We start from the raw sequence: 25402 nt of genomic DNA, 5'->3' as shown, positions 1-25402 counted from the left end.
GTCAGTACCGGACAACGTCATAGGTGCTGAACTGGCTGACCTCTATACTTGATATATAAAACAACATCTTCCGAAAACAATCGGAACATTCATTACAAAAATTGGGATATGAGGTGAGATTCGTGAGCAAAACAAAAGAGTGTTTTGCATACAATACGAAAATCATTGAAACTCCTGCTACAAAAGAAGTATATATTTACGAAAACCCTATTTTTATTCACTCGAAAGAAAAGGCAGATTTAACAGACACAAGTAACCGAAAAAAATTTGATGAAATGTCAGCTCATAAGCAATATGACAGTTTAAAACGCAAGCAGAAGCATTACGAACAGGCTCGTTGGGATATTGCCCGTATTGTTGACTGCAACTTTGATAACAAAACAAAATTTGTAACGCTGACATTTAAAGAAAACATTCAGGAAATCCTGATAACTAACCGAGAATTTAAGTATTTTATCCAGCGATTAAATTATTATTTGTACCATACCAAAACCCAGTTATTAAAATACCTTGCAACGTGGGAGAAACAGAAGCGTGGAGCAATCCATTATCATGTTATTTTCTTTGATTTTCCGTATATAGCAAAAGAAAAATTACAGAATTTATGGTCACATGGATTTATTAAAATCAATCGCATTGATGTAGACAGCAAAGAAAACAGAGGTCGTTATCTTAGCAAGTATTTTGGAAAAGACCTTGATTTGAAGGAACATAAGAAAAAAGCCTTTTTTAAATCTCAAAATCTGAAAGTTCCACACGAAACAAAAGTCATGCTGACCGAAGACATTTTACATGACTTACAAAAAGAAAATATCGTCTTTCAGAAAGAATACACAAGGCAAATTTACGATACCAACGCTTTCTTATCTACTGGTTCATGCTTAAAGGACAGCAGTGTTATCTACATCAAAATTAAAAAAGAAAATCCTTGCGTAAAGGGGGAATCTTATGGATAATCCCGTTACGTTTTCAGATATAACATTATTGAATACGTTAGCCACCTGTGCTAACATGACCACAGATGAAGTCTTCAAAGATTTTAAAATTATGGCAAATAAAAAAATCTTGAAGAATCACAAATATGAAATTTATTACTCGGAATCAGAAAAAAGCTGGCGTACTTATTTACCCGATGAAACCAAATCTAACAAACGCCGTCCTGTTAAGAGGAAGAGTAAAGAGAACCTTGAAAAAGAAATCATCAGATTTTATATCGAAAAGCAGAAAGCTGAAAACCGTCAGAATGTCACACTGGAAGAATTATATGCTGAATGGCTTTTGTATAAAAGAGATTATACTTCCGTAAAAGCAAAAACAATTCAAGAGTATGTATCTGAATGGAATAGATTTTTCAAAGATACAGAACTTGTTAAAATGAAGATAGGCGAAATCAAACCAATCACGCTTATCCGCTTTTTCAGAGAAGCTACAAAAGACCGGCAGTTCACGCACAAGCGAGTCAGTAATGCCCGTTCTGTTTTGAATGGAATAATGAGTTATGCGATCGAAGAAGAAATTATATCACATAATCCTGTCTCTGATGTGAATTTCAAACAGTTTACCTATAAGCCAGTAGAAGTACAAAGTGACAATGTATTTTCCCGTGATGATACGCATAAGTTATTAAATTATCTTCGGTGTATCATAGAGCCATATTCTCTTGCAATACAGTTATCTTTCTATCTGTTTATCCGTGTTGGAGAAACAAAAGCTATCCGTTGGGAAGATATTGACTACAATAACAGGCTTGTATATCTTCACAGACAGGCGACCTGTGAACGTACATTGAATGATGATTTAACATTCTCAAGCCGAAAAGTAAAAGTAGTAAATCAAATGAAAGGAAATACTTCTCATGGATTCCGTAAACAGTTCCTTACAGACGAAGCACTTAAAATTCTTCACAAAGCAAAGGAATTAAATCCAAATGGAATATATGTTTTTGAACCTAACGGTGAGATTATGACAACAGACAGCTTTAACCGCCGATTGAAGAAATATTGCAAAGAAGCCGGTGTTCCTTATCATTCCAGTCATAAAATCCGCTTTTACAATGCTTCAACAGCTTTTGACGGAAATAATCTTACAACCCTTAGTTATTTAATGGGACATAGTGAGACAGCTACAACATTGCATTACTTGCGGAATGTCAATAAGAGGAAGAATGACAGGCTTGCTTTTCAGAATCTTGGTATTTCATCATAAAGTGTTCAAAGGTGTTCAAACTTTTAGAAACAAAAAAATAAGAGAAACGCTGTAAATTCAACGTTTCTCCTACTTTTCACTAATGCCGCAGACCGGAATCGAACCGGTACGGGAGTATAAGTCCCGCAGGATTTTAAGTCCTGTGCGTCTGCCAGTTCCGCCACTGCGGCATTCTAGCTTCTGCGCCAACTCGTTAGAGCTGTATGCATCGCGCGGAGCGCGTGTCACATTTTGCGACTAAACTATCTAAAATTCTGCAACAATCTCTCGTCGCAAAATGGGACCAATAGGGCTCGAACCTATGACCCTCTGCTTGTAAGGCAGATGCTCTCCCAGCTGAGCTATGATCCCATATTCAAAAAAATAAACGTGATATCATACAAATGATATCAACGACCCAGAAGAGACTCGAACTCTCGACCTCCGCCGTGACAGGGCGGCGCTCTAACCAACTGAGCCACTGGGCCAGATAAATGGACCTTCGGGGACTCGAACCCAGGACCGATCGGTTATGAGCCGATTGCTCTAACCAGCTGAGCTAAAGGTCCAAAATCATTAAGTCCCGTTTAGGAACTAAGCCGATGATCGGACTCGAACCGATAACCTGCTGATTACAAATCAGCTGCTCTGCCAATTGAGCCACATCGGCATAATAAAAATGACTCCAACGGGAATCGAACCCGTGTTACCGCCGTGAAAGGGCGATGTCTTAACCGCTTGACCATGGAGCCATATTCTTTATCGCTTGTGTGTTTTTCGTGTGTATCACTCGCGACGAATGTTATAATATCATAGCGCAAGTGTTTTGGCAACCCTTTTTTTTAATTTTTTTTATTTTTTTTGCAAAAACTTTTTATAATCCCCGAAAACCCCCGTAAATACAGTGTTTTCAGGATTATAACTTTCCCCCAAAAATTTTACCTTCCTATCAAGATAGTCATAATTTTGTTCGTTGATTTGTTGTTAAATCATCTCTTTTTTATTTTAGGAAATTTACACAAACTACGATAAAATGTATCATTATATTTTGCAAAGTTTTTCCCTTGATACCATCTTTCGTGTGTGCTACGATAGACAAGCATTACTTTTCAACTACATATTAAATAAGAAATAAGGAGATTTTACAAATGAAATTTTTGAAACAATTCGGGATTATTCTTGTCTTTTCTTTCATCGGAGAATTGTTGAACCATGTACTTCCGCTTCCAGTTCCTGCAAGCATCTATGGAATTATATTGATGTTCACCTGTTTAAAATTGGGTTTCTTCCCTCTTTCAGAGATTGAAGAAACAGGTCGATTTCTGATTGAAATCATGCCACTAATGTTTATTCCAGCTGCTGTAGGACTTTTAGAAGCATGGGATATTATTCGGTCAGTATGGATTCTGTACCTTGTTGTTACTATTTTCTCTACTATATTTGTTATGGCTGTCTCTGGCATGACTACTCAATATATGATTCGTTATTCCGCTTCAAAAAAAGCAGCGTTAAAAAAAGCTTTGTCTGTCAAGGAAGGGGAATGTAGCTATGGAATTTTTTAACAACTCTGTCTTTTTCGGGGTAATGTTAAGCCTTCTCGCCTACGGAATTGGCGCATTATTAAAACAGAAATTCAAACTTGCCATTTTCAATCCGCTCCTTATCTCAGTAATTATAGTAATTGCTGTTTTAGCAGTTTCCGGAATTGATTATAAGGTATATAATGAAGGAGCGAAATACATTTCTTATCTGCTTACACCAGCTACAATCTGCCTTGCTATTCCGCTTTATGAACAGTTTGAATTATTGAAATCCAACTGGAAAGCAATTGCAGTCGGTATTTTCAGTGGTGTACTTGCAAGCCTTGGAAGTATTCTTGCCATGGCAGTCCTATTTGGATTTACGCATCAGGAATATGTATCATTTCTTCCAAAATCTATTACAACTGCGATTGGAATGGGTGTATCAGAAGAGCTTGGAGGATACGTTTCCATCACCGTTGCTATCATCGTATTAACAGGTGTACTGGGAAATATGTGTGCAGAAAGCGTATGTAAGCTTTTCAAAATCGAAGAACCTATTGCCAAGGGTATTGCCATCGGCACTGCTTCCCACGCAATCGGAACTTCCAAGGCTATGGAGCTTGGGGATATTGAAGGCGCAATGAGCAGCTTGTCCATCGTAGTATCCGGACTTATCACTGTAATTGGTGCGTCCGTATTTGCACAATTCATGTAAGATATCAGAATTACGAAATGTATCGCATGAATCTATCCATAGTATCTTAGAAAAATAAATTACAAAGGAGACTCTCTCATGCCAGTATTTGATTTTAGTAATCCTGAATCAACAACGACAACAACCGAAGTTACTTACACTACATTTCACTCTGATAAAAATGTTGCTACTCCGGAAGATCCGATTCTTCTTCTGGACAATGCTCCCCGCCAGTGGGCTCATCATTCCTGCGGTGTATTCACAAACCCTGCAAAGCACACAGCATTTGAATTTGAAGAAGAAGATGGCATTATCAGTGCCAATATTCTTCAGATTGATTCCCGCTTTGTAAGCCTGATCAAATGGCTCGGCGAAAATCATATCAACGTTCGTCTGTCCGGTAAGAACCTCCCAGACGGTTATGCAGTCTACAAAATTCGTGAAATTGCCTATGGCGGTGCCACAAAATTATCTGCTGAAGACGGTTTCCTTCAGTTTATGATGGAACGGCTCTTTTCCAGTAGCGCCCCGCTTGATGAGACGCTGAAAGAGGAAGACTCTGAACTCGGTGATGATATGAAACTTACAAGTATTCAGAGTATTACCGACTTCATTACTTGTGCCGGAAGAACTCTTCCTGATAACATCCGTCTCTGGGCAAGACGTAATCTGGCAGTTGCAAAATCCCACGAAGTATCCCCGGAAGAACGACGCCACGCACAGCGTGCGCTTTCTATTATGATGAATATCCAGTGGAAGACAGATTATTTTGAATCAATTGATCCTGATGAAGCAAGACGTATCTTAGACGAAGAACTCTACGGTATGGAACGCGTAAAGCAACGTATTATAGAGACAATCATCCAGATTAACCGTACACATACCCTTCCGGCTTACGGACTTCTCCTGGTAGGACCTGCAGGAACAGGAAAATCTCAAATTGCCTACGCTGTTGCAAGAATCCTTAAACTGCCTTGGACAACTTTGGATATGAGCTCCATCAATGACCCGGAACAGTTGACCGGAAGTTCCCGTATATACGCAAATGCCAAGACCGGTATTATTATGGATGCATTTGCAATGGCAGGAGAATCTAACCTGGTTTTCATTATCAACGAGCTTGACAAAGCTGCTTCCGGTAAAGGAAATGGAAATCCAGCCGATGTATTGTTGACACTATTAGATAATCTTGGATTTACAGACAACTACATTGAGTGTATGATTCCAACTTCCGGTGTTTATCCAATCGCAACAGCCAATGATAAATCCCAGATCAGTGCACCGTTAATGTCACGTTTTGCTGTTATTGATATTCCGGATTACACACCAGAAGAGAAGAAAGTTATTTTCTCCAAATTTGCACTGCCAAAGATTTTAAAACGTATGAGTTTAAAAGAAAGCGAATGTATCGTGTCACCAGAAGCTCTGGACACTATTATTGAAAAATTCTCAGATACGACTGGAATCCGTGATCTGGAGCAGGCTGCCGAGCATATCGCAGCAAATGCACTATATCAAATCGAGGTAAATCATGTATCCTCTGTTACATTTGATGCTGCTATGTTGAAAGAATTATTTGACTAAAATAATCTTCTGCACATTTTCTCGATCCTGCGAGGTATAAATTTTTAGAGCACTTTAACTACATCCATATGTAACTAAAAAATCTGTAATATAGGAGATTTTGATATATTTCTAAAATTCTCCATATTACAGATTTTTCACTATTTCAGTCAAACGTACTTAATCTTCTCGACTGAGATAAATATTTATTACTGCCTTTTACGTCTGACAAGACCATAAAAAGTCAATGCAATTGCTATAGGACACATCACTTTCAGAATCGGCAATGATACATTTAAAATCGCATTTAATCCCGCACAGGAAATCACAAAACTGAAGACAGCAAAGACAAGTAACCATTTAAAATACGAAATCTTCGGAACTAATTCGTGGAAATATGCAGAACAGCAACATAGCAAACCTACACATACATTAAAACATGCTATGAAAAATATAATACCAATCAATACTTTTCCATAGATGCCAAAACATGCGTGAACTGCATAAGTCAGAATCTGCGTTCCATTTTCCACATTTCCGACCTTACTACTGCACAATACACCAACATATGCTGTTGCGCTATATACAATACAAAGTAAGATTCCAGCTCCAATTCCCGCCAGAATCGTCTCTTTAGCCACACCTTTCCGATTCTTCACACCAAATGCTTCAATGTTCATAGCTATAACTGCACCAAAGTTAAATGCCGCTAAAATATCCATTGTCTGGTATCCCGTGACAAAACCATGCTGAAGCGCATGCCCTTTATAGCTCGCATCTGCCTGTCTTACAACTGTCGGGAACTTTACAACAACTCCCACGAAAATAACTGCAATCAAAATCAACAGAATCGGTGTCATTACTTTTCCCAGTAAATCCTTAAGTCTCGTTGGCTTCAGCGCGACTATCGTTGCTATCACAAAAAATGTAAACGAGTATATACACCGCATAATCAATAAAGACTCAGCACTGACTCCGTCAGATAAAAATGGCACGACCGCCATCTCAAAACTGGTAGATGCTGTCCTTGGAATTGCAACAAAAGGTCCGATTAACAAATGGATCAGCACCGCATAAACTGTCGCAAATGCCGGGTGTATGCTTCCCGCCAAATTCTTCAATCCATCATGCTTTGCCACAGATATCACCGCAAGAGCAGGTAATACCACCGCCGTCAGTAACATTCCAACCATAGCCGGTATCGTACTGCTGCCCGCTTCAGCACCCAGAAGCGGCGGAAATATCAGATTGCCTGCTCCAAAAAACATGGAAAACAGCGTAAATCCGATTACACATCTATTTCTCATAGACAAACTTTTCATAAATCACTCTTACACTCCTTCAAGTTATTTTTTGTTATAAATTCAAGAATGCCTCGGTATTCTTCAAATGCTCTAACAATCCTGTACAACCTTCCAGTACATCATCATAGGTCGCATCAAAATTGCCCGTATACCACGGATCAGCAATTTCTGTTCCCGGACGATCCGTGTAGTCTAAAAGCATAGAAACTTTTTTCTCTGGATCTGAACCGATGATTCTCATAATATTTCGGATATTCCACGCATCCATACCGATAATATAATCAAACTCTTCATAGTCTCTTCTCATCATCTGCCGTGCCCTGTGGTTGCCACACGGAATTCCTACTTCTTTTAACTTCTGTCTCGTGCCATGATGAACACCATTACCAATCTCCTCACGACTAGTTGCAGCCGAATCAATATAGAATTCACTGGCAAGCCCCGCCTGGTCTGTTAGATATTTCATAACATATTCAGACATCGTTGATCGGCAAATATTGCCATGACAGATAAAGAGCACTTTTATCATTGTTGCATAACCTCGCATTTCTTAGTTTTTCTTGATATTTCGGGCTTTGTAAGCCTCTGTAAATTTTTGCTTTCTGGCATAACCTGGTTTATTTTCGCATAATATCGTCAGCAAAAAGTGTAAAATAAGGTGTATGTTTTTCCATTTTACACCTTGCTATTTTCAATTAAAAATCGTAATTACACAACCTGAATCCGGGCAACTTCTTCCCTGGCATCCTCAAGATTTACATGCGTATATGTATTCAGCGTTACGCTGATGTCTGAGTGGCCCATCAAATATTGCAATGCTTTTGGATTCATTCCGGATTTTGCCATATTTGAGCAATAGGTGTGCCGACATACATGCGGTGTAATGACAGGCATCTGTACTTTATAAGTATTATTATACTTCTGAATGATGTGTTGAAAATAATGCTCCCAATGCAGGGAATAACAGATACTTTCATTTTTATCAAAGTATAAGAATCCACTTTTCCCATCTACCATAGGTTCTGCTTTGGGCGGGTTTCGTTTTTCTATTATTTTCCGAAAGCATTCCTCTACATCCGCAGTCATAGGTATCTTTCTTGTTCCGCTGGTTGTCTTCGTTTCTTGAATATAATAGCCGATTTTTGATTTCTTCTGCAATTGGTGGTCAATATTGATTGTATGTTCTTTAAAATCAATATCAGAAACAGTCAGTCCACAAAATTCTGAAATTCGAAGTCCTGTCTTAAACAGTATATAAATGCCTTCATAGTATTTACTGAAATGTGGATCATCCTTCACAAATTGTAAAAACTTTCGTTCCTCAGCCCTGCTGATTGCCTCTCTTGTCACACTGTCATTCACAACCACTTCCATTAGCTGAAACTGAAATGAATTTTTCCTGATCAGGTCATCATCCACTGCCAACTGAAATGCCGGACGAAGAACTCCTCGGATTGAATGGATGGAACTATAACTTTTCTTTTCTACCTGCTGAAGATGTATCAGCCAACATTTTGCATCCGAAATCCGAACCGTATCAATCCTTCTTTTTCCAAATGGATCTTTCTTCAATAAATTGATAACTGTTCCGTATCCTGCAACTGTAGTAGGTCTGACACCGGTTTTTGGTTGATGTATACTTTTCAACCAGTTCCAGTACCGTCATATTTCCGCCATTTGTTGCAATCTGCTCAAAATGATCCGCCTGGATTTTCTTCTCCATCTCTCGAAGCGACAAAGTACGGCGCTTTCCTTTCGGAGTTGCATCGTTATGGTCTAAGCGCCAGCTATATACGCAGCGCTCCTTTCCCATCTCATCGACATACTTAAATCGATATCTGCCATCAGATAACTGTATTTCTCCATTGTGTAATATACGTCCTCTATGATCTCTCCTTTTTTCACTCATATTATTTTAGTCTCCTTCATCAAATGTTCATTTAACTTGGAAGACCGTCTCGGTTTATTCATTATACCACAAGACCTTCCCTTCGCTAAGATAAAATGAACATTATTTTCATTACTATTTTTTCTATTCTGTCACTTAAACTGTGCTGGCTGTATCCAGATAATCTTCAAATAATTTTCTTTTGAATCGGATGTGCGAACCAACTTCCAAAATAAAATCTGCTCCTTCATTTTCACCTGCAATCTGTCTTAATCTCTTTTCTCCAATTCCGTAATATTCAGCTGCTTCGGAAACATTTAAAGAATATTTCTTCCAAACAGGTATTGTTTTTTCTGTATAATTCATTCGCATTTCTCCTCCCCTCTGTTGGTATTCAACAAGGTTTTCGCTTTCTCCATTTTCATACTTGCAATCGCTTCTCGTTTGCTTGTGCCTCCAACATACATTGGCGTACACATTTCTAAAATACGGTCATAGATACGTCTTTTATCCAACATGGTCTCGCTTTTTATTTCTTTCAGTGGAAGATTAGTCGTAATGATCAATGGTCGTCCTGAACGGATCCTACGATCTATGACACTGAAAATAATTCCTAATGCATATTCTGAATTTCGTTCCACTCCAAGATCATCAATAATCAAAAGCTAATACGAAGCCAATGCATTGATATATTCCGTTTTGTCTGCCAGCGGAAATATATCATCAATAATGGTATTGAAATTTGTCATCTTTACCGTTACTTCTCGTTTAAGAAGATCATTGGCAATACACCCGGCAACATAACTTTTCCCAGTCCCAACCGGTCCCCAGAACAAACAACCTATATGGTTTCTTTTCATTTTCTCCCAGTTATCAACATATTTTTTTGCCTTATGCATTACCGCATCTGACATATCTGCATTCTCAAATGTCCACTCTTCCATTCTGCTCTCGTCAAAACAGATGCTCGTATTTCTGCTGACTAATTCCCGGTGCTCTTTGTCTTTAAAATATTTTTGTTCTTCTTCATACGCTTTTCTGTCACAAGCACATTGCCTGGAATGTTTCTTCATCCCCATAAAATCACCCTTAGGAAAAAATGCTTCTTTCGCTTCCCCACAGACTTTGCAATATTGCAAACCATCACTGCCTACACATACGGTATCTTCTTCTCTCATCACAAACTCTCTCCTTCCCCATAGCAATAATTTACTTCATGATATTTATTACTTTTATATTTCTCAGTTACTTTACTAGGTGCCACATTTCCGGCTTCTGCACAGCCATTTTTACAGCTAGATGATGGTTGTTTTTCCGCCTCTGTTACAGCCATCTTTTCAACCGCCTTATTCTCAACCAGCCGTAAACTAATCTCATCCGATGGAATTTTTACATATAAATGATTGGGTTTTGAAAATCCACCGGATCTGCGAACCAATAGTCCCACATCATCTAATTCCTTCAATGCTGTTTTTACAGAAGATTTGCATTTGTCGATTTGAACAGACAATTCATCTATCGGAAAAATCAGATAAACATTTCCATACTTATCTATCCAGCTATTCTTTCTCGATATCCGCGCCCGGTCATACAAAACCATATAAAGAAATTTTGCAGTTTGAGAAATTCGCAGCTTTAGCAAAAACTTCGGAAACTGGAAGTACTGAAGCATCTGCTCTGACTCCTTCATGTATTCATATTTCATTCTTTTCTCGCCTCGTTTCTGTTTCTAACTGTTGTAAAAATCATTTTTATACCGGCTCAAAAATGTCCTTACACATATTCAAAAGATGAAGGGCATAAATACAGGTTCTTGATAAAAATTTTTTTATTTTTTCCTGTCCAAAATACCCTTACATAAAACGAAACGCTGAGAGGCATTTTTACAGCCCCCTGATGAAAATTTTTTTATTTTTTCGGTTAATTGAATACTTAAAAACAAAAAAACACTCACCCATTCCAGGTGAATGCCTTATCAAAATTTCCTTATTTTGTTGTCTGTGACGCTTACTCAGAAACGCTTGCGTGTCTGCTAAAATGTAATTGCCAGCAATTATATTTTCACGTGGGTATGGAGACGTAATCCCCATCAAGTCTGCTACTCGTAAGTAATACAAAATTGTCAAAATGACAATACTGTAATACACGGGTGGATCTTGCTCTGGATGTAACATATGAATTCATGCAATAATAGGCCCAAATGGGCACTTTCGCCATTTGAGCCTATATATTGTATGTCTTTTGGATGCCCCTTTGAAATAGCCTCTGCTGGCATAAAAGAAGGCAGACAGTCTTGTTATAAAACCACCTGCCTTGTTGATTATTCTTATATGTTTTTTTGTATCTCATCCGTTCGACAAACTGCAATTTCTCAACTTCTTTAGTTTTCTTCAAATTCATCCAATCGTTGTTTCAATATAAAAATTTGCATCCTTATCTCATCAATAACCTTCTTAAACTCTTCGTCACTCTTTCCGGTTGGATCTTCAAGTCCCCAATTATCATCAAACGGTCTTTCGATAAACGGACATCCCACATTACACCCCATTGAAATTGCAATATCCGGTACTGGTATCTCATCAATCAGCTTACTATATTGTCCTTCTGCTTCCATATCAATTCCATACAATTCTTTCATAATCCGGACTGCATCCTGATTAATCTGTAGTTTCGTTTCTGTCCCTGCCGAATAACTTTCAAATACATCCGAAGCCAGATGTTTTCCCAAAGCTTCTGCAATCTGGCTTCTGCATGAATTATGAACGCATATAAAAGCAACTTTTTTCTTATTCATACTTGAACTTCTCCTTTAATTTGTTTGCAATCTTCACAAGAGTATGCATTACCGGGACTTCTGTTAATACACCTACTGTAGTTGCCAGTGCCGCTGGACTTGATGTACCAAATAAAGCTACAGCGACTGCAACAGCTAACTCAAAGAAATTCGATGCACCAATCATTCCAGCCGGGGCTGCAATATCATACGGATACAGTCAGGTAACGCTGGAAAAAACTAATTCCTGAATTTGATTCTTTTTCATGATATCTGCTCTCCTTAAATTATTTACAACAATCCCCGTCACCGCATCCAAGGCAAGTAAGGGATTCTATAAAGTGTTTGTAATTCATCAATGTCTCACAATTCAAAGAATAGTGATGCCATTTTCCTTCCTTACGATCATTCACAAGGCCGCATCCTACCAGTATCTTCATATGATGGGATAAAGTTGGCTGGGTAATTTCAAATCTTTCCAAAAGTTTACACCCGCACTTTTCTCCATCCGACAGCATCTGTACAATTTCCAGCCGGTTCGCATCGCCCAAAGCCTTGCATATCAAAGCCACATCCATTGCATTCATATTGACACCTCACATTGATCATTGTCTATGTTCAATATAATATATACATAGATATTTGTCAATGTATGTATTTTAAAAAAAGAGAATCAAGTTTTTGATTCTCTTCATACATTCATTATAGCTTTTATCATCCATTTTATTTGCCCCAAACAGCCGCTGCATTCGACCTTACAAGCAGTTCTTCCACAGGCAGACCAATCGGACAAATATCATGACAAGATAACGACTTCCCGCATCCCTCAAAATATTTCTTCTTATATTCAGCAGAAATCTCATTCAAATGAGTGCTTTCCTGTTCTTCATTCAGAATCCGAAATGCGTTGACTGCAGCAACAGCGCCTGCGAAAGTCCCATTTGCAGAGAAGTTAGGACACACTTCAAGGCAGCAGCCACACATTAGACAGCGTGCCGACTGGTATCTCGGTTCATGTGTCCACGGATTCATATAAGCTTCACTTTCAAGCCAAAGGTTCAGTTTTTTCAAATTTTCAAACAGAATTGACCGGTCAACGATCAAATCTCTTACAAGCGGAAATTTGCTTAAAGGTTCCAAGGTGATTGTAGAACCTTTTAACGTATGTAGAAATGTAGAGCATGCCAGCCTCGGACGTTCGTTAATCAGCATGGCGCAAGCCCCACATTTTCGCACCATACAGCTACATTCCCAGCTGATGGGAGTAACTATATTCCCTGAATTATCTTTCAAAGGAGTTCTACTGTTCAATTCCTTTAGAACAGTGGCAACAGAGCTGTTTTTGCTTCCGTCAAACTCAAATTCCTGCCAATAACTATCTGATTTCTGACTCTCCTGCCGCCTGATTTTTATTTTATATACCAAGTGAATCACCGCCTTTCTGGAACAGGTACAAAGGAAATCTGTATCTGCTTTCCATCAAATCTGGCTACCGTTGTTTTAAGGTAATCATTGTCATTGCTCTTCGGATAATCCTCCCGCCAGTGTGCACCACGGCTTTCTTTTCTTGCAAGAGCACTCTTTAGAACTGCCATGCCAAGCAATGGAAGATTTCCTGTCAGCGCTTGTACCGTTTGAATCCCATTTAACAACGTATTCTCATTTCTGACAACGCCCATAGTCTCCTGCATCACTTTGTTTAATTGCTTTATTTCTGAAATTTGAGACGCTGGTGGAAAATCTATCTGTGTCGCACAAGATAGATCTACTACATCTGCCTGTTCGCATGCTGATTTTGCCGCAACACGTCCTCCGTATAACGCTCCTAACAGAGAATTTCCACCAAGACGGTTGGCACCATGATATTGGGCACAGCATTCTCCGGCAGCGTAAAGATTCTGAATCGGCGTTCTGTGCTGCTCATCCACCAGAATACCTCCCATAAAATAGTGAATTCCCGGTAAAACAGACACCGGTTCCTTTCGTATATCTTTATGCAGATAGGTCATACAATCGTCTGCCAGACCAGATAGCTTATTTGAAATAATCTCCTCCGATATTTCCGTCATGTCAAGAAATACCTCTGATTCATGGCTGACCTTCCATATCTCTCTGGCGGTAATATCTCGTGGCATCAGATTTCCAAGCTCCGGGTATTTTTCCTCCATGAAATACCATTGTTTTCCATCTTTCATGGCAAACAACCTGCCACCTTCCCCTCTGGCCGCCTCGCTGATGAGCATGCGTTTTCCACCACATTTCACAGTTGTCGGATGATACTGGATCATCTCGCCATTTGCCAGAGGAACACCAAGCCGGAACAATTCTGCGGTGACTTCTCCTGTATTGCTCAGCGAACCCGTTGTATTTCCAAACAATCCGTGCATACCACCGGTGGCAACAATAACCGCATCCCCCGGTAATTCCACAGTCTCCTGACTGTATTCATCCCTGATTACGCAGCCACAACAAATATTGCCACACAGACGAAGTGTTAGGAAAGAATGATGGCTGAACCGTTCTACCATACCAGATGCTTCTTTCCTGCGAACAGCGTCTATCATAGCTGTCATGATCTGCTTCCCGGTATCGCTCTGTGCAAAAGCAGTCCGTTTCTTTTTCTGCCCGCCAAAATTTCGCAGATCCACATCATCATAGCCACTCATGTTAAATTTAACTCCAAGTTTTAGCAGCCAGTGCACCAGCTCCGGTGCTGCCTGTGTCATTCCCCAAACTGCATTTGGATCTGCCAGACCACATGCTGCCTTTATTGTATCTGTAAAATGTTCTTCGGGACTGTCGTTTTCATCTTTTGTATTCAAAGCTGCGTTGATACCGCCCTCCGCCATAACAGACTGTGCCCGCTCTGACGGAAGGGAGGAAACCAGTTTTACATTGCATCCATTTTCCGCTGCCTACAAAGCCGCTGAAAGTCCTGCCAGTCCAGCACCTATAATAATAATCGTCTTACTCATAGATATTGCCACCCAATATAATAGAAAATAACTGCGCCCGCTATAAACAGAAGGAGCACCGAAAGAATCAAATAAATATCACCCCTTCGTTCTTTATAACTAATGATTCCCAGCGATACGAGCAATGGGCGGATATTGATAAAAATATGAACAAAGATTGTCGCCACGAACAAAAGCTGAGTTACCATCTTTACCGTTGTAAAAGGGAACAAAATATATGTCCCATTCTGCACCTTTCCAAACAAGCCAATATGGAAGAACAGCAGGATCAGTATTGCCAGCCCACTGGCTCGTCTCGCCCAGAATATGGCGTTCTGTTTCAGATACATTTTTCCGGATTGCTTCGCTGTCTGTAAACTCTGAACTGTCAGGCTGACACCAATCACCGTATGCACAACAAGAATACCAACACCAATCCATGCAAGAAGTTTCCCTGCACTACTTCCAACTCCGTTCAGCATAAAGCTTCCCATGATTCCATGAATCATAAAAATGAGAAGCATTAAAACAGACAAAATCGTATTCCATTTTCTCATAAATTCCCGCTCACCTCATTTCTTCGCTGTCCATGATCATATAGTCCATCTGTGATAACGTTGTAACGTCAATAAAATCATCCGATGCCAGGAATACATCATACTTTCCATTTACCACTCTTGATAGCATCATTGTGTTACTGTACTCTTTCAGATCTACGGAAAAACCGGCCTGTTTCAATCTGTCACAGAGTTTCTTAGCATAACTGACAAGCGGATAATCCGTCTCAGATACATATAACCGAAAACTAATGTCCGTTTTCATGAGATCCGTTTCATTTGTTTCCGAATCGTCCAGTGCCAATTCTTTTAATTTATTCCGGGTGTTCTCGTTGTCGAGACCATCTGACATCATATTAATACCGAGAACATAAGAGCCTTCCAACTGTGCGGAGGCTTGAGCCGCCTTTTTTGACTTCGGTGTTGCTCCTGTGACTGCATCAATCATAGAAGGCGGTGAATGTAAAATGACACCAAAACCTACAAGAAAAACAATCGTAACAACTAACAGAATCAGTTTTCGTTTCACATTTCCACCTCATTTCCTATTTTTTCAAAATTCTCATTGCATTCAAAACAGCAATTATGGTAACGCCTACATCACCAAATACAGCTTCCCACATTCCCGCAATACCAAGAGCGCCAAGAATCAGGAACACACTCTTAATCCCAAGAGCAATCACTATATTCTGCATGACAATCTGTTTTGTCGCTTTTGCTACTTCAATCGCGTCCACCAGCTTAGACGGTTCATCTGTCATCAGAACTACATCTGCTGCTTCAATGGCCGCATCCGAACCAAGCCCACCCATTGCAATACCAACATCTGCACGGGCAAGGACAGGAGCGTCATTGATACCATCACCAACAAAAGCCAATTTGCTTCCCGGTCTCTTTTTACTATCTAAAAGCTCAACCTTTTCCACTTTTTGGTCAGGAAGCAGCTGTGCATAATATTTATCCAACTGCAATTCTTCTGCAACAGACTTCCCAATTTTTTCATCATCACCGGTAAGCATGACTGTTTTTTCCACGCCGATATGTTTCAGGTCAGAAATTGCTTTTTTACTGTCCGGCTTCACTTCATCTGTTATCAAAATACATCCTGCATATTGACCATCTACAGCCAAATAAACTTTTGTACCTGCTTTTTCACAGGTTGTGTACTCTATACATTCTGTATCCATAAGTTTCGTATTGCCAGCAAAAACTTTCTTTTCCCCTGCCATTACACTGATTCCATATCCTGAAATTTCCTTATAATCAGAAATCACTGACTGATCAATTTCTTTTTCATAAGCAGCAAGAATGGATTTTGCAATAGGATGGTTAGAAAAACTCTCTGCCTCTGCCGCATACTCCAGAACCTGTTCTTTTGAAAATCCATTTGCAGGCAAAATATCCGTCACATTGAAAACACCTTTTGTAAGTGTTCCGGTTTTATCGAACACAATAACGCTGACATTATTAAGTGCCTCTAAATAATTGCTTCCTTTTACAAGAACACCTCGTTTAGATGCTGCACCAATGCCGCCGAAGAAAGTCAGCGGGATTGAAATAACCAATGCACATGGACAAGATACCACAAGGAAAACAAATCCTCTGCGAATCCACTCTGTCCAGCCTCCGCCAAGAATGATCGGTGGCAGAATTGCCAGAAAAGCTGCTAAGATTACAACCACAGGTGTATAATAACGTGCAAATGTAGTAATAAAATTTTCTGTTGGTGCTTTTCGGCTTGACGCATTTTCCACAAGATCAATAATCTTTGAAGCCGTAGATTCACCAAACGCTTTTGTTGTCTTAATCATTAAGACACCCGTCTGATTCATACAACCGGAAAGTGCTTCGTCTCCTTTATGAACACTTCTCGGAACTGATTCTCCTGTTAAGGCCCTTGTATCCAGCATAGAATCTCCATCCAATACCACACCGTCTAATGGAATTTTTTCACCAGGCTTTACAATAATAATCTCACCAATGGAGACATTTTCTGGAGATATGGTAATCAATTCCCCATTTCTTCTTACTGTAGCAGAATCTGGACGTATATCCATTAAGTCTGATATAGATTTTCTGGAACGCTTAACAGCCAATGACTGAAAAAATTCACCTACCTGATAGAATAGCATAACAGCAACTGCTTCTGGATATTCACCAATGACAAAAGCCCCAATCGTAGAAACACTCATCAAAAAATGTTCATCAAATACACGCCCCTTTGAAATGTTCCTCACAGCCTGCCATACAACATCTCCACCAAGAATAACATAAGAAACAATGAGAAAAGCTAACTCGATAGGCAGTGGCACTTTCGCAAAAACAGTCAATGCCATACCAATGGCATAGATTGCTGCACCAGTCGCTAAACGAACTGTCAACTTCTTATCCTCATTGTTATAGGATTCATTGGCCTCCTGCTTTTTTTCCGGTATATAAGATTCCTGTACAATTTCAGAAACTTCCACATCTGGCTCATGACTATGAACAATCGTTTCAATCTGACTGGCTATCATATCTGCGGCTGTCTGAGTAACATTGATTGTAAGCGTCTGCTTCATCAGATTTACCACTGAGGATTGCACTCCATCCAACTCTCCAATTTCTTTTTCAATTTTTGCGGAACAATTTGGACAGTCCAACCCTTTTAATAGAAATATGCGTTTCATGATAATCTCCTTATAATTTGTTTAATTGTTCAATTACTCAACTATAATGTTAAAAAATATTATTTCTGCCAAAGATGCTCAAATCCCTTGTCAATAATCTCTTTCACATGATCATCTGCCAGTGAGTAGTAAACTATCTGTGCTTCTTTACGGAATTTTACTAGATTCGCAAGGCGTAATGCCTTTAACTGATGCGAAATTGCAGATTTTGTTACCCCCAGTAGCACTGCAAGATCACATACACACATCTCACTCTGTTCTAGAGCGTGTAAGATTTGTACTCTAGTTCCATCTCCAAATAGCTTAAACAAAGAAGCCAACTGGATATAATCATCTTTTGGCTGCATCTTGGATTTCACATCATTCACAATATCCTCATGAATTACATCGCAATTACAAATATAAGACGTTTTTGGCATATATTCACCTCCAAATAATAATAGTTGAACAATTACTCAACTATTATTATACTTATTTTTAAATTCATGTCAATAAGCTGATGTTAGTTCCCCATAAATTTTACAATTAAAACCAGCTCTTTATTCTTTTCTTAATCTTTTTTCCCAGTATACCGTTTTGGCTTTCTTGTCACACTTCCTGTAAATTCCAAATTTGTAACGCTGAGTTTATATGTAATTGTCATGGTTTCCATATTTTTTAGAACACATACCATTTCATTCGTTAATTCCGGCAAGCGTTTTAAACACGGAAGTTTCCTTTTGGCATTTGCATATACATGTCTTGCGTCAAAATAGAACTGATTATTTGTAAGAATAGATTTTTTTGCATTCTTATAAAAATCCTTGGTCGAAAGTCTTGTCTCCACTCCTGTTAAATGTAGAAAGTGATCTATTGGAAAAGAAACTTCAAAATATTCATCTCCACAAACATACAGAAATGTTTTACCTGCCAAATTTTGGAAATATACGATTTCCGCCTCTGTAATACCTTGTCGTATTGCGTTTTTCTTATCTAACTTTGTTGCCACTTATACCTCACATGCAAAAAAGAGTGTGGCATTAAACCACACTCTTCTGAGAATTACTTTTGTAAAAGAGTTTTCTGCTGGTTGTCAGCCTCGGTACCCAGTTAAGATACCCATAACGACGTGAAAATCATTAAGTCCCCCACGTGGACTACAGCTTTATCCAAGCTACCAGGCTCGATGCCCAGTTAAGACATCTAATGAGATGGAAGTTTACCCTGCTCCATCTGCAGCCCAACTTTTAACGATGCTCTTACATCGAGAACATTTCTGTTCTTGATTTTATTATACTCAATCATAAAAAAAATCAACACAGATTAGCAAATTTTATTATATTATTCCGATCCGGTCTTCCAAAGGTATAAATAAGGTGTAAATTATTGGTTAATTCCCAAGAAATCCAATAAAATCAAGGCTTTCACGGCATCCATTAAACATTGCCATGACATATAAATAAAATTTTTATCATATGATTTTCTCCTTGTGTTATTGAAAGATTGTGTAATTTGAACCCTCTATGTTCTCAATCACTTAATGATATATTTTGTTCCTCTGCCTTTTCCTTCAACTGCAATCACACCCTTTTTCTCCATAGCTTTCAGTAATTGTGTTGTTTTTGATTTGCCAAATGGGACATATGGTGCAATTTCACTTATTGGTTTCAGCATCGTCTTACTTAAAAATTTGTAAATCACTTTTTCGTCTTCGGTTAAATTGACATTCGTTTCAAATATCGGTAGTACAATTTTTATAGCATTTTCTGACACTTCAAATTCTGGTTTTATCAAACTCTCTGCATACAGTTGTTTGATTCGTGTAATTCCTGTTCCAAATATCTCTACTAATCCCAGTCTGTAAAATACATTTGCAAGATTTCTATTTCTTAAAATAGATAGCTTACCTGATAAATATTCTTCTGCCGTTATTCCAGCCGGCAATCCACCAGGAGACACTACTTCTATTCTATCATCAAACATAGAAACTCTGGTGTGTGAATTAATATCCCATACCCTATGAATCAAAGCATTTGCAATTGCTTCTCTGAAAGCTGCTTCCGGTATTTTCTCTACCATCTTTCTGTCAGCCCCCTGTATTACTTCATATTGGTAATAATCTCTAAATACAGCAAGTGCTTTTTCATATATTTCTAAAACCGATATATGTTCAAACGTTACTCTTTTTTGAATAATACTGATATTCTCACCGAACTTAACAATATCAATTCCTGAAAAATAATTTTTATCTGCCAAAAGTCCCGCTGCATTATTATAACCATTTATATTGTCATACAGGTTCAATGTCTTTAAAGTATCTTGATTGAAAGTTTCAATGTAAATATTTTCTTTCAGTTTACACTGTAAAATTTTAAAAGATAGCTCCTGATCTTTACAAGGTAATTCTTCGAAGCTAATATTTTTTCCATCTAATACAAGCCTTGAAAATTCCAATGTATCTACCTCTATCGTTGCTGTATCATTTCGTTTGTATGCTTTTGATTTATATAAATACGGTTTTTGAAGACCACTTTTTACAGTAAGTTTTATCGTCTGGTCATTATTCTGTATTTCAAGTGTATAGTTTGGTTGAGGTGATATACTGTCATTGATTTTATTTTCGATATCCAGACAGGCCTGTTTTACATCTGGCAATCCTTTCACATTTCCATTATCATCAACCCCAAAAAGAATTGTTCCACCATTGTAATTCGAAAAGGCACTAACTGTTTTCAAAAAAGTATTCGTAATTGTTTCCTTGAATTCTAATATTCTTGTTTCACGCATAGTAATCGTTCCCTTTCCAACCATAATGATTATATTATATGCAAAAATGCGCAAAAAATCAATCGTATTTTTTTACGATTGATTTTTTAATTGATTTTGAGTGTAGTATTATTTTTTGACCAACTGAATTATGACAACTTTTTTAATTATTCCGATTCGGTCTTCCAAAGGTATAAATAAGGTGTAAATTATTTGTTTCTATCTAGAAAATCCTACAAAATCAAGTCTTTCTCGCCATACTTTAAATGTTGCCGTGACATATAAAGAGTACTTTTATCATTGTTGCATAACCTCGCATTTCTTAGTTTTTCTTGGTTTTTCGGGCTTTGTAAGCCTTTGTAAATTTTTGCTTTCTGGCATAACCTGGTTTATTTTCGCATAATATCGTCAGCAAAAGGTGTAAAAATGGGTTAAAAATTAACTGTATAACACATCACATTTTTATCCGAATACTTGCTTCAACACTTCTACAACATCCTCATTTTTCAGCCCAAATCTTTTCAATGAATTTTGATCAAATGGTTCCTGCTCCAACAAGTCAATAAAGCTATGTATATCGGCATCTACTGCTATCGGCAATTCTTCTACTTTTTCAAGCATAAGCTCCGAAGCAATACGCAAAACATCTTTCTTATGCTTCTTTATGTCACTGGAATCCACTTTTTCTCCTAAGTCTTTTTGCTTTTTTAAATCAAGATACGCTTTTGCTTTAAAAAGAATGATATATTCTGGTCTTAAAACTGAAAGGCCTTTTCTCACTTCTTTTCCATTGAGAAGTGCCTTATAGTAATCATCATTTAAAAGAATTGCTGACAAACTGGAAACTTCATCATCAATATGAATTGGAGTAATTCCTTTCGCATCTTTTAGTTTAAAATCACTTCTACAAAACAATTCAATCATTTTCGGAAAGTTATCGTCTTCTGGCTTATCAAATCTATAAAATTGAGGGTTGCTACCGTTTGTCGCTTTGTTTCTATATTTTCCATCAACGATAAACTTCCAAAATTTTTCTCCAAACTCCGGAGTTAATGCTTCAACAATCAAAACCATATCCAGATCTCTTGTAGCCCTGAAATTTACTTCATTGCTTTCAAACAGAATATCACAGGCTGCACCACCTATTAAAACATACTGTTCTTCATAATCTGCAAAGTACTTCTGAAATGTATCTAATCCTTTGACCATACATATTCCTCCAACATCTCATTAATAGAAATATCTACCCGTTCCTCTTCTTGCTCTTCTCCTGTAAGTGACAATACTACGCTCAAGGGATCTTGAAATCCTTTTCCTAAAAAATCAATGAAATATCCCAGTTCCAAAACAACACAACCAATTTCTTCCAATTCGCTCACTTGTTTTTCCACTTTCACTCCACTAGCTTTCAGTTCTCTCTTTGTTACTGCATAAGTAGGATAAACATTATCTGACAAAAGAGAATACTCACATAAAGCAGAAATACCTGCTTTCTTTTCTATTTTCATATCTTCTCTCAGAACAAATCTTCGAATCACTGGATTTCTTAACACACGCTCAATCTGCTGCCATAATTGTTTTCGGTCATCCGGAATATTGATAACTCTTGATTTACCTTTCATGCCCAACACATCAATATTTAAATATTCCAGTTCATCAAAACACCGACTTGCAGATTTTGTTGACACTCCTATTCGTTTCGCTGCATCAGATACTTTCACTTCATTCCATCGTTCATAAATAGCCATCAGGAGCATTTTTTGCGTCAAAAAAGAAATCAAATGAACTGGTGCCAATTCTCTTTCATTTCCCTTACTCAGCAAATATCCAATAAATGGGAGAAATACCTGCTTCCCTTCTATTACAAAAGGAATTCCTTCTTCCATCATTTTTTCCTTTATATAAAATGTTGTTCGATCAAGAAATATTGCACAATTTAATCCTGTCATTTTTTCTACACCAGCTCTGTCTCTACGTAACATAACAAGTCCGACATCATCTTTTGGATGAATAGCCATCCATAACGCACCATTCGTCTCTACTGTAAAAATATCATACCTTCCACGATATACTAACGGAAGCTTTTTATATACCTCTTTATTCTCCGTCATTATTACATTTTGCCGTAATATTTTTTCCAAAAATTCTTTCATATCAATCACCTTTTTATAAATGTGACTCTTTTTACATCACATTTATAATTTATCATATGTTATTTGATTTTTCAAGCAACATGTAATTACACAATCTAAAAAAGGACGCAAGATTCATCCCACGTCTTTACTATTCTAACTATACCAATCCGATCTTCCAAAGGTGTAAATAAGGTGTAAATTCTACGTTTCCATCCAAGAAACCCAATAAAATCATGGCTTTCGCCACGTTTCTTAAACACTGCCGTGACAGATAAAAAGTACTCTAATCATAAAATTCTCCTGTTCTGAAATGCCCTGTATTGCCGAGTTTTGCGTTGTTTTATCGGCTTTTCAGGGTATTATATTTTTCTTGTTTAAAACTACACTTTTTGCAAAATACTTCAACTCATACTTACAATTATAATTCTTCTTGTTTTCAGACAAGCTATCCCTTATACTTATTAAATAAAGAAATATAGTTCTTATTTCATAGGGGGACATTACAAAATGAAACATTCTAAAAGTAAAAAAAGTGGTTTTACTTTAGTAGAACTGATTGTTGTATTAACAATTTTAGCAATTCTTGCCGCACTACTAATTCCGGCATTAACAGGCTATATCGAAAAAGCGAAAAAAGATAAAGTCATCGCAGAAACTCGAATGCTGCACGAAGCAGTACAAACTGTAACCTCTGAATTATATGCAGGTTCAACGCAATGGAAAGCCTCTAGTGGAGCGATAACACTTGCCAGTTTTTCTGGAAATCCTGCCCCATACAGTAATGGGCTTGCTGGTGTTAACCTGAAAGATTCCTACAATGAAACGGTAAAATTATCCGAAGTACCAAGTTTGCAGGACGGATCCGGTCATTTCTTAGCTCTCATCAATGGAAACGGAAAGGTCCATAGCATCATTTATACTGCTAGAGGATACTTGGGATTGTACAGTTCCGATACCAAACAATATGAAGCATATAAAATCGGTGAAACAACAGATTATGGCACAGTAAGTGATTCCTCATATTCTAGTTACTATAGTTCGATTTATTATCTTGCTGCAATTGATGAAGGTAACTCAACCGATCCAACTGTTTCCCGTGCATGGTCTTGCGCCGGTATTCGCGCTTGTCTTAGAATCGGTGAATGGTCTTGGAATCGGTGAATTTCAATAAAAGAAGAAGCTCTGCATCTTTTAATAAAACAACGCTCACACGCGGTTTTAAAGATGTAGAGCTTTTATTTTCTAATTAAAATCAATCGAAATCTTCCTGCGTTGCAAGCTCTGCATACTTACAATCATCATTTCTGCTCTCTGCATACATGTCATTGATTAGGCCAATCGACAGCAGTTCTAAGTCTGCCATCGAAAGACCTAACTGTACAACTGACTAAATACAAATAATTTATCAGCCCTACTTCATATTCTGTTATACGAACCAATCCATATCCAGAAGTTTCTTTGATTTCCACTTTCATACCCCTACCTATTGGCATACCATAAAAAATGATCGAATTTTCTTCTCCTGAATGGGATGTGAATATTATACTCGTCTAATAATCCTCCGATGCATTCATTAAACGCTACATAATTATATTCCGATTTCCAAACATCTAATTTATGTTTAGACAGTCCATCAACATAGTTAGGTAGTGACTCTTTTACAATTCCATCAAATATCGAATAATCATCCCTGTGATAAACCTCTACATTGTGATATGTACAATACTTAGAAGCAAAAGAAAACATATTGATTGCCCCTACATTCTTAGCAATAATATTCACAAGTTCAGGATCACCTGCTGCCAATCTAACATCAAAAGCAGGAATATCCAAAATTACTTTTGCCAAATCATATAACGATAATTGACTCTTATACTGTGACAAATGCGTAGAATTTGTCACATCTATTACAGCAATTTTCATTGCGATTGTATTTAAATCGTCATGCTTTGGATACGCATTCAAAACCTCTCTAATTATTAAACCTTCCTTACCATAGTTTGTACTTTCTTCTACTAAACGGTGCTGTTCTTCTATATTTTCTACTGTAATAGGCAAATATATTTTTTTTGACGAGGATTTTTTTTGTTTTACAATTTTTTTATCAAAAACTTTCAAATTATCCATTTTTAATATTTTATTTATACACCAGTATGTAGTTGCTCCTTGAATTGGTTCTATTCCTTTTTCCTCTAAATATAACAAAAGTAATCCTCTCTGTTTTCCCTCTGGAACTATTCCTGTTTCTGCAACTTCAATATGTGGTTTTAAGTTATCTTTTTTTTCATTATTTCCATATACCACATACTCCGTATTATCAATTGTTATTTTTTTCATGTCCGATCGCTTCCTTTCATAATCACACAGCATCTTGACACTTCTGTATACAACCATAAACACGCACAAGCCATTT

22 protein-coding genes, 6 tRNA genes and 4 pseudogenes are annotated in these 25402 nt (G+C 37.7%); 6 read left to right on the top strand and 26 right to left on the bottom strand.

Annotated elements, in window-relative coordinates:
- Positions 1–122: 122 nt before the first annotated feature.
- Positions 123–956, top strand: coding sequence for a rolling circle replication-associated protein (locus tag NQ560_RS03785; RefSeq protein WP_005330992.1), 834 nt, complete (start codon positions 123–125; stop codon positions 954–956).
- Positions 949–2205: a tyrosine-type recombinase/integrase gene (locus NQ560_RS03780; protein ID WP_005330991.1), complete on the top strand. Its 1257-nt coding sequence runs from the start codon at positions 949–951 to the stop codon at positions 2203–2205. The genes NQ560_RS03785 and NQ560_RS03780 overlap by 8 nt, the downstream gene beginning before the upstream one ends.
- An 83-nt stretch (positions 2206–2288) precedes the next feature.
- Here the strand turns inward: NQ560_RS03780 and NQ560_RS03775 are convergent.
- The 6 genes from NQ560_RS03775 to NQ560_RS03750 form a co-directional block, all read right to left on the bottom strand.
- Positions 2289–2375 (bottom strand) — tRNA-Leu (locus NQ560_RS03775).
- A gap of 108 nt (positions 2376–2483) precedes the next feature.
- Positions 2484–2556 (bottom strand) — tRNA-Val (locus NQ560_RS03770).
- Positions 2557–2598: 42 nt separating this feature from the next.
- A tRNA-Asp gene (locus NQ560_RS03765) sits at positions 2599–2672 on the bottom strand.
- A 7-nt stretch (positions 2673–2679) separates the two neighbouring features.
- Positions 2680–2753 (bottom strand) — tRNA-Ile (locus NQ560_RS03760).
- 28 nt (positions 2754–2781) lie between these two features.
- Positions 2782–2854, bottom strand: a tRNA-Thr gene (locus NQ560_RS03755).
- Positions 2855–2864: 10 nt separating this feature from the next.
- Positions 2865–2936: transfer RNA gene (locus NQ560_RS03750), tRNA-Glu, on the bottom strand.
- 396 nt (positions 2937–3332) lie between these two features.
- Between NQ560_RS03750 and NQ560_RS03745 the strand changes: the two genes are divergently transcribed.
- The 3 genes from NQ560_RS03745 (at position 3333) to NQ560_RS03735 (ending at position 5985) form a co-directional block, all read left to right on the top strand.
- Positions 3333–3746, top strand: coding sequence for a CidA/LrgA family protein (locus NQ560_RS03745; protein WP_005330988.1), 414 nt, complete (start codon positions 3333–3335; stop codon positions 3744–3746).
- Positions 3733–4422 carry an LrgB family protein gene (locus tag NQ560_RS03740; protein ID WP_005330987.1) on the top strand — a complete coding sequence of 230 codons (690 nt, stop codon included), beginning with the start codon at positions 3733–3735 and terminating at the stop codon, positions 4420–4422. Before NQ560_RS03745 ends, NQ560_RS03740 begins: the two co-directional genes overlap by 14 nt.
- Before the next feature lie 78 nt (positions 4423–4500).
- A complete protein-coding gene (locus tag NQ560_RS03735; RefSeq protein WP_005330986.1) occupies positions 4501–5985 on the top strand; it encodes an AAA family ATPase in 1485 nt (494 codons plus the stop codon).
- Positions 5986–6173: 188 nt separating this feature from the next.
- Here the strand turns inward: NQ560_RS03735 and brnQ are convergent, their stop codons facing one another.
- From brnQ to NQ560_RS03640, 19 genes and pseudogenes are all read right to left on the bottom strand, one after another.
- Positions 6174–7271: a branched-chain amino acid transport system II carrier protein gene (brnQ, locus tag NQ560_RS03730; protein WP_227086892.1), complete on the bottom strand. Its 1098-nt coding sequence runs from the start codon at positions 7269–7271 to the stop codon at positions 6174–6176.
- A gap of 49 nt (positions 7272–7320) precedes the next feature.
- The gene (locus NQ560_RS03725) at positions 7321–7797 is read right to left on the bottom strand and encodes a low molecular weight protein-tyrosine-phosphatase (protein WP_040015291.1); all 477 of its coding nucleotides are present in this window, start codon (positions 7795–7797) and stop codon (positions 7321–7323) included.
- A 179-nt stretch (positions 7798–7976) separates the two neighbouring features.
- A pseudogene (locus NQ560_RS03720) lies at positions 7977–9177 on the bottom strand (tyrosine-type recombinase/integrase).
- Positions 9178–9312: 135 nt separating this feature from the next.
- On the bottom strand, positions 9313–9522 hold the full coding sequence (locus tag NQ560_RS03715; protein ID WP_005330981.1) for a MerR family transcriptional regulator: 210 nt from the start codon (positions 9520–9522) through the stop codon (positions 9313–9315).
- Positions 9519–10334, bottom strand: a pseudogene (locus tag NQ560_RS15725) (ATP-binding protein). The gene NQ560_RS03715 and the pseudogene NQ560_RS15725 overlap by 4 nt, the downstream one beginning before the upstream one ends.
- Positions 10334–10861, bottom strand: coding sequence for a replication initiator protein A (locus tag NQ560_RS03705; RefSeq protein WP_005330978.1), 528 nt, complete (start codon positions 10859–10861; stop codon positions 10334–10336). Before NQ560_RS03705 ends, NQ560_RS15725 begins: the two are co-directional and overlap by 1 nt.
- A gap of 675 nt (positions 10862–11536) precedes the next feature.
- Entirely contained in the window at positions 11537–11950 is a 414-nt protein-coding gene (locus tag NQ560_RS03700) for an arsenate reductase ArsC (protein ID WP_005330974.1), read from the bottom strand.
- Positions 11943–12143: pseudogene (locus tag NQ560_RS03695) on the bottom strand (arsenic resistance protein); the annotation flags it as partial. The gene NQ560_RS03700 and the pseudogene NQ560_RS03695, both read right to left, overlap by 8 nt.
- Positions 12144–12216: 73 nt before the next feature.
- On the bottom strand, positions 12217–12516 hold the full coding sequence (locus NQ560_RS03690; RefSeq protein ID WP_005330972.1) for an ArsR/SmtB family transcription factor: 300 nt from the start codon (positions 12514–12516) through the stop codon (positions 12217–12219).
- A 136-nt stretch (positions 12517–12652) separates the two neighbouring features.
- The gene (locus NQ560_RS03685) at positions 12653–13363 is read right to left on the bottom strand and encodes a succinate dehydrogenase/fumarate reductase iron-sulfur subunit (RefSeq protein ID WP_005330971.1); all 711 of its coding nucleotides are present in this window, start codon (positions 13361–13363) and stop codon (positions 12653–12655) included.
- Positions 13360–14904 (bottom strand): annotated as a pseudogene (locus NQ560_RS03680) (FAD-binding protein). Before NQ560_RS03680 ends, NQ560_RS03685 begins: the two are co-directional and overlap by 4 nt.
- Positions 14901–15440 (bottom strand): hypothetical protein, encoded by a 540-nt coding sequence (locus tag NQ560_RS03675; RefSeq protein ID WP_005330969.1) that lies wholly within the window; start codon positions 15438–15440, stop codon positions 14901–14903. Before NQ560_RS03675 ends, NQ560_RS03680 begins: the two are co-directional and overlap by 4 nt.
- A 10-nt stretch (positions 15441–15450) precedes the next feature.
- Complete coding sequence (locus NQ560_RS03670) at positions 15451–15969, bottom strand: DUF6921 family protein (protein WP_005330968.1); 519 nt, start codon at positions 15967–15969, stop codon at positions 15451–15453.
- 16 nt (positions 15970–15985) lie between these two features.
- A complete protein-coding gene (locus NQ560_RS03665; protein ID WP_005330967.1) occupies positions 15986–18109 on the bottom strand; it encodes a heavy metal translocating P-type ATPase in 2124 nt (707 codons plus the stop codon).
- Positions 18110–18168: 59 nt separating this feature from the next.
- Complete coding sequence (locus NQ560_RS03660) at positions 18169–18528, bottom strand: ArsR/SmtB family transcription factor (RefSeq protein WP_005330964.1); 360 nt, start codon at positions 18526–18528, stop codon at positions 18169–18171.
- A gap of 131 nt (positions 18529–18659) precedes the next feature.
- A complete protein-coding gene (locus tag NQ560_RS03655) occupies positions 18660–19097 on the bottom strand; it encodes a PBECR4 domain-containing protein (RefSeq protein WP_005330960.1) in 438 nt (145 codons plus the stop codon).
- A gap of 524 nt (positions 19098–19621) precedes the next feature.
- Positions 19622–20875 (bottom strand): RNA-binding domain-containing protein, encoded by a 1254-nt coding sequence (locus NQ560_RS03650; RefSeq protein ID WP_040015279.1) that lies wholly within the window; start codon positions 20873–20875, stop codon positions 19622–19624.
- 441 nt (positions 20876–21316) lie between these two features.
- Positions 21317–22063 (bottom strand): hypothetical protein, encoded by a 747-nt coding sequence (locus tag NQ560_RS03645; protein WP_005330956.1) that lies wholly within the window; start codon positions 22061–22063, stop codon positions 21317–21319.
- Positions 22048–23007 (bottom strand): hypothetical protein, encoded by a 960-nt coding sequence (locus tag NQ560_RS03640; protein WP_005330954.1) that lies wholly within the window; start codon positions 23005–23007, stop codon positions 22048–22050. The genes NQ560_RS03645 and NQ560_RS03640 overlap by 16 nt, the downstream gene beginning before the upstream one ends.
- 489 nt (positions 23008–23496) lie before the next feature.
- Between NQ560_RS03640 and NQ560_RS03635 the strand changes: the two genes are divergently transcribed.
- On the top strand, positions 23497–24150 hold the full coding sequence (locus tag NQ560_RS03635) for a pilus assembly FimT family protein (protein WP_005330952.1): 654 nt from the start codon (positions 23497–23499) through the stop codon (positions 24148–24150).
- A gap of 318 nt (positions 24151–24468) precedes the next feature.
- Here NQ560_RS03635 and NQ560_RS03630 read toward each other — a convergent pair whose 3' ends face one another.
- Positions 24469–25326: a hypothetical protein gene (locus tag NQ560_RS03630; protein ID WP_040015278.1), complete on the bottom strand. Its 858-nt coding sequence runs from the start codon at positions 25324–25326 to the stop codon at positions 24469–24471.
- Between the last annotated feature and the right edge of the window lie 76 nt (positions 25327–25402).

The organism is Dorea formicigenerans, from assembly GCF_025150245.1.
Taxonomy (GTDB): Bacteria; Bacillota; Clostridia; order Lachnospirales; family Lachnospiraceae; genus Dorea; species Dorea formicigenerans.
The sequence above is the reverse complement of the archived record's forward strand: the minus strand, read 5'-3'. Positions and strand labels throughout refer to the sequence as shown.

Bases quoted from the DNA above. Each gene is read 5' to 3' on its own strand.
- NQ560_RS03675 (WP_005330969.1), bottom strand. From the start codon at position 15,440: ATGAGAAAATGGAATACGATTTTGTCTGTTTTAATGCTTCTCATTTTT.
- NQ560_RS03715 (WP_005330981.1), bottom strand. From the start codon at position 9,522: ATGAATTATACAGAAAAAACAATACCTGTTTGGAAGAAATATTCTTTA.
- NQ560_RS03745 (WP_005330988.1), top strand. From the start codon at position 3,333: ATGAAATTTTTGAAACAATTCGGGATTATTCTTGTCTTTTCTTTCATC.
- NQ560_RS03635 (WP_005330952.1), top strand. From the start codon at position 23,497: ATGAAACATTCTAAAAGTAAAAAAAGTGGTTTTACTTTAGTAGAACTG.
- NQ560_RS03630 (WP_040015278.1), bottom strand. From the start codon at position 25,326: ATGAAAAAAATAACAATTGATAATACGGAGTATGTGGTATATGGAAAT.
- NQ560_RS03740 (WP_005330987.1), top strand. From the start codon at position 3,733: ATGGAATTTTTTAACAACTCTGTCTTTTTCGGGGTAATGTTAAGCCTT.
- NQ560_RS03735 (WP_005330986.1), top strand. From the start codon at position 4,501: ATGCCAGTATTTGATTTTAGTAATCCTGAATCAACAACGACAACAACC.
- NQ560_RS03700 (WP_005330974.1), bottom strand. From the start codon at position 11,950: ATGAATAAGAAAAAAGTTGCTTTTATATGCGTTCATAATTCATGCAGA.
- NQ560_RS03690 (WP_005330972.1), bottom strand. From the start codon at position 12,516: ATGAATGCAATGGATGTGGCTTTGATATGCAAGGCTTTGGGCGATGCG.
- NQ560_RS03780 (WP_005330991.1), top strand. From the start codon at position 949: ATGGATAATCCCGTTACGTTTTCAGATATAACATTATTGAATACGTTA.
- NQ560_RS03650 (WP_040015279.1), bottom strand. From the start codon at position 20,875: ATGCGTGAAACAAGAATATTAGAATTCAAGGAAACAATTACGAATACT.
- NQ560_RS03645 (WP_005330956.1), bottom strand. From the start codon at position 22,063: ATGGTCAAAGGATTAGATACATTTCAGAAGTACTTTGCAGATTATGAA.
- NQ560_RS03665 (WP_005330967.1), bottom strand. From the start codon at position 18,109: ATGAAACGCATATTTCTATTAAAAGGGTTGGACTGTCCAAATTGTTCC.
- NQ560_RS03705 (WP_005330978.1), bottom strand. From the start codon at position 10,861: ATGAAATATGAATACATGAAGGAGTCAGAGCAGATGCTTCAGTACTTC.
- brnQ (WP_227086892.1), bottom strand. From the start codon at position 7,271: ATGAGAAATAGATGTGTAATCGGATTTACGCTGTTTTCCATGTTTTTT.
- NQ560_RS03640 (WP_005330954.1), bottom strand. From the start codon at position 23,007: ATGAAAGAATTTTTGGAAAAAATATTACGGCAAAATGTAATAATGACG.
- NQ560_RS03660 (WP_005330964.1), bottom strand. From the start codon at position 18,528: ATGCCAAAAACGTCTTATATTTGTAATTGCGATGTAATTCATGAGGAT.
- NQ560_RS03725 (WP_040015291.1), bottom strand. From the start codon at position 7,797: ATGATAAAAGTGCTCTTTATCTGTCATGGCAATATTTGCCGATCAACG.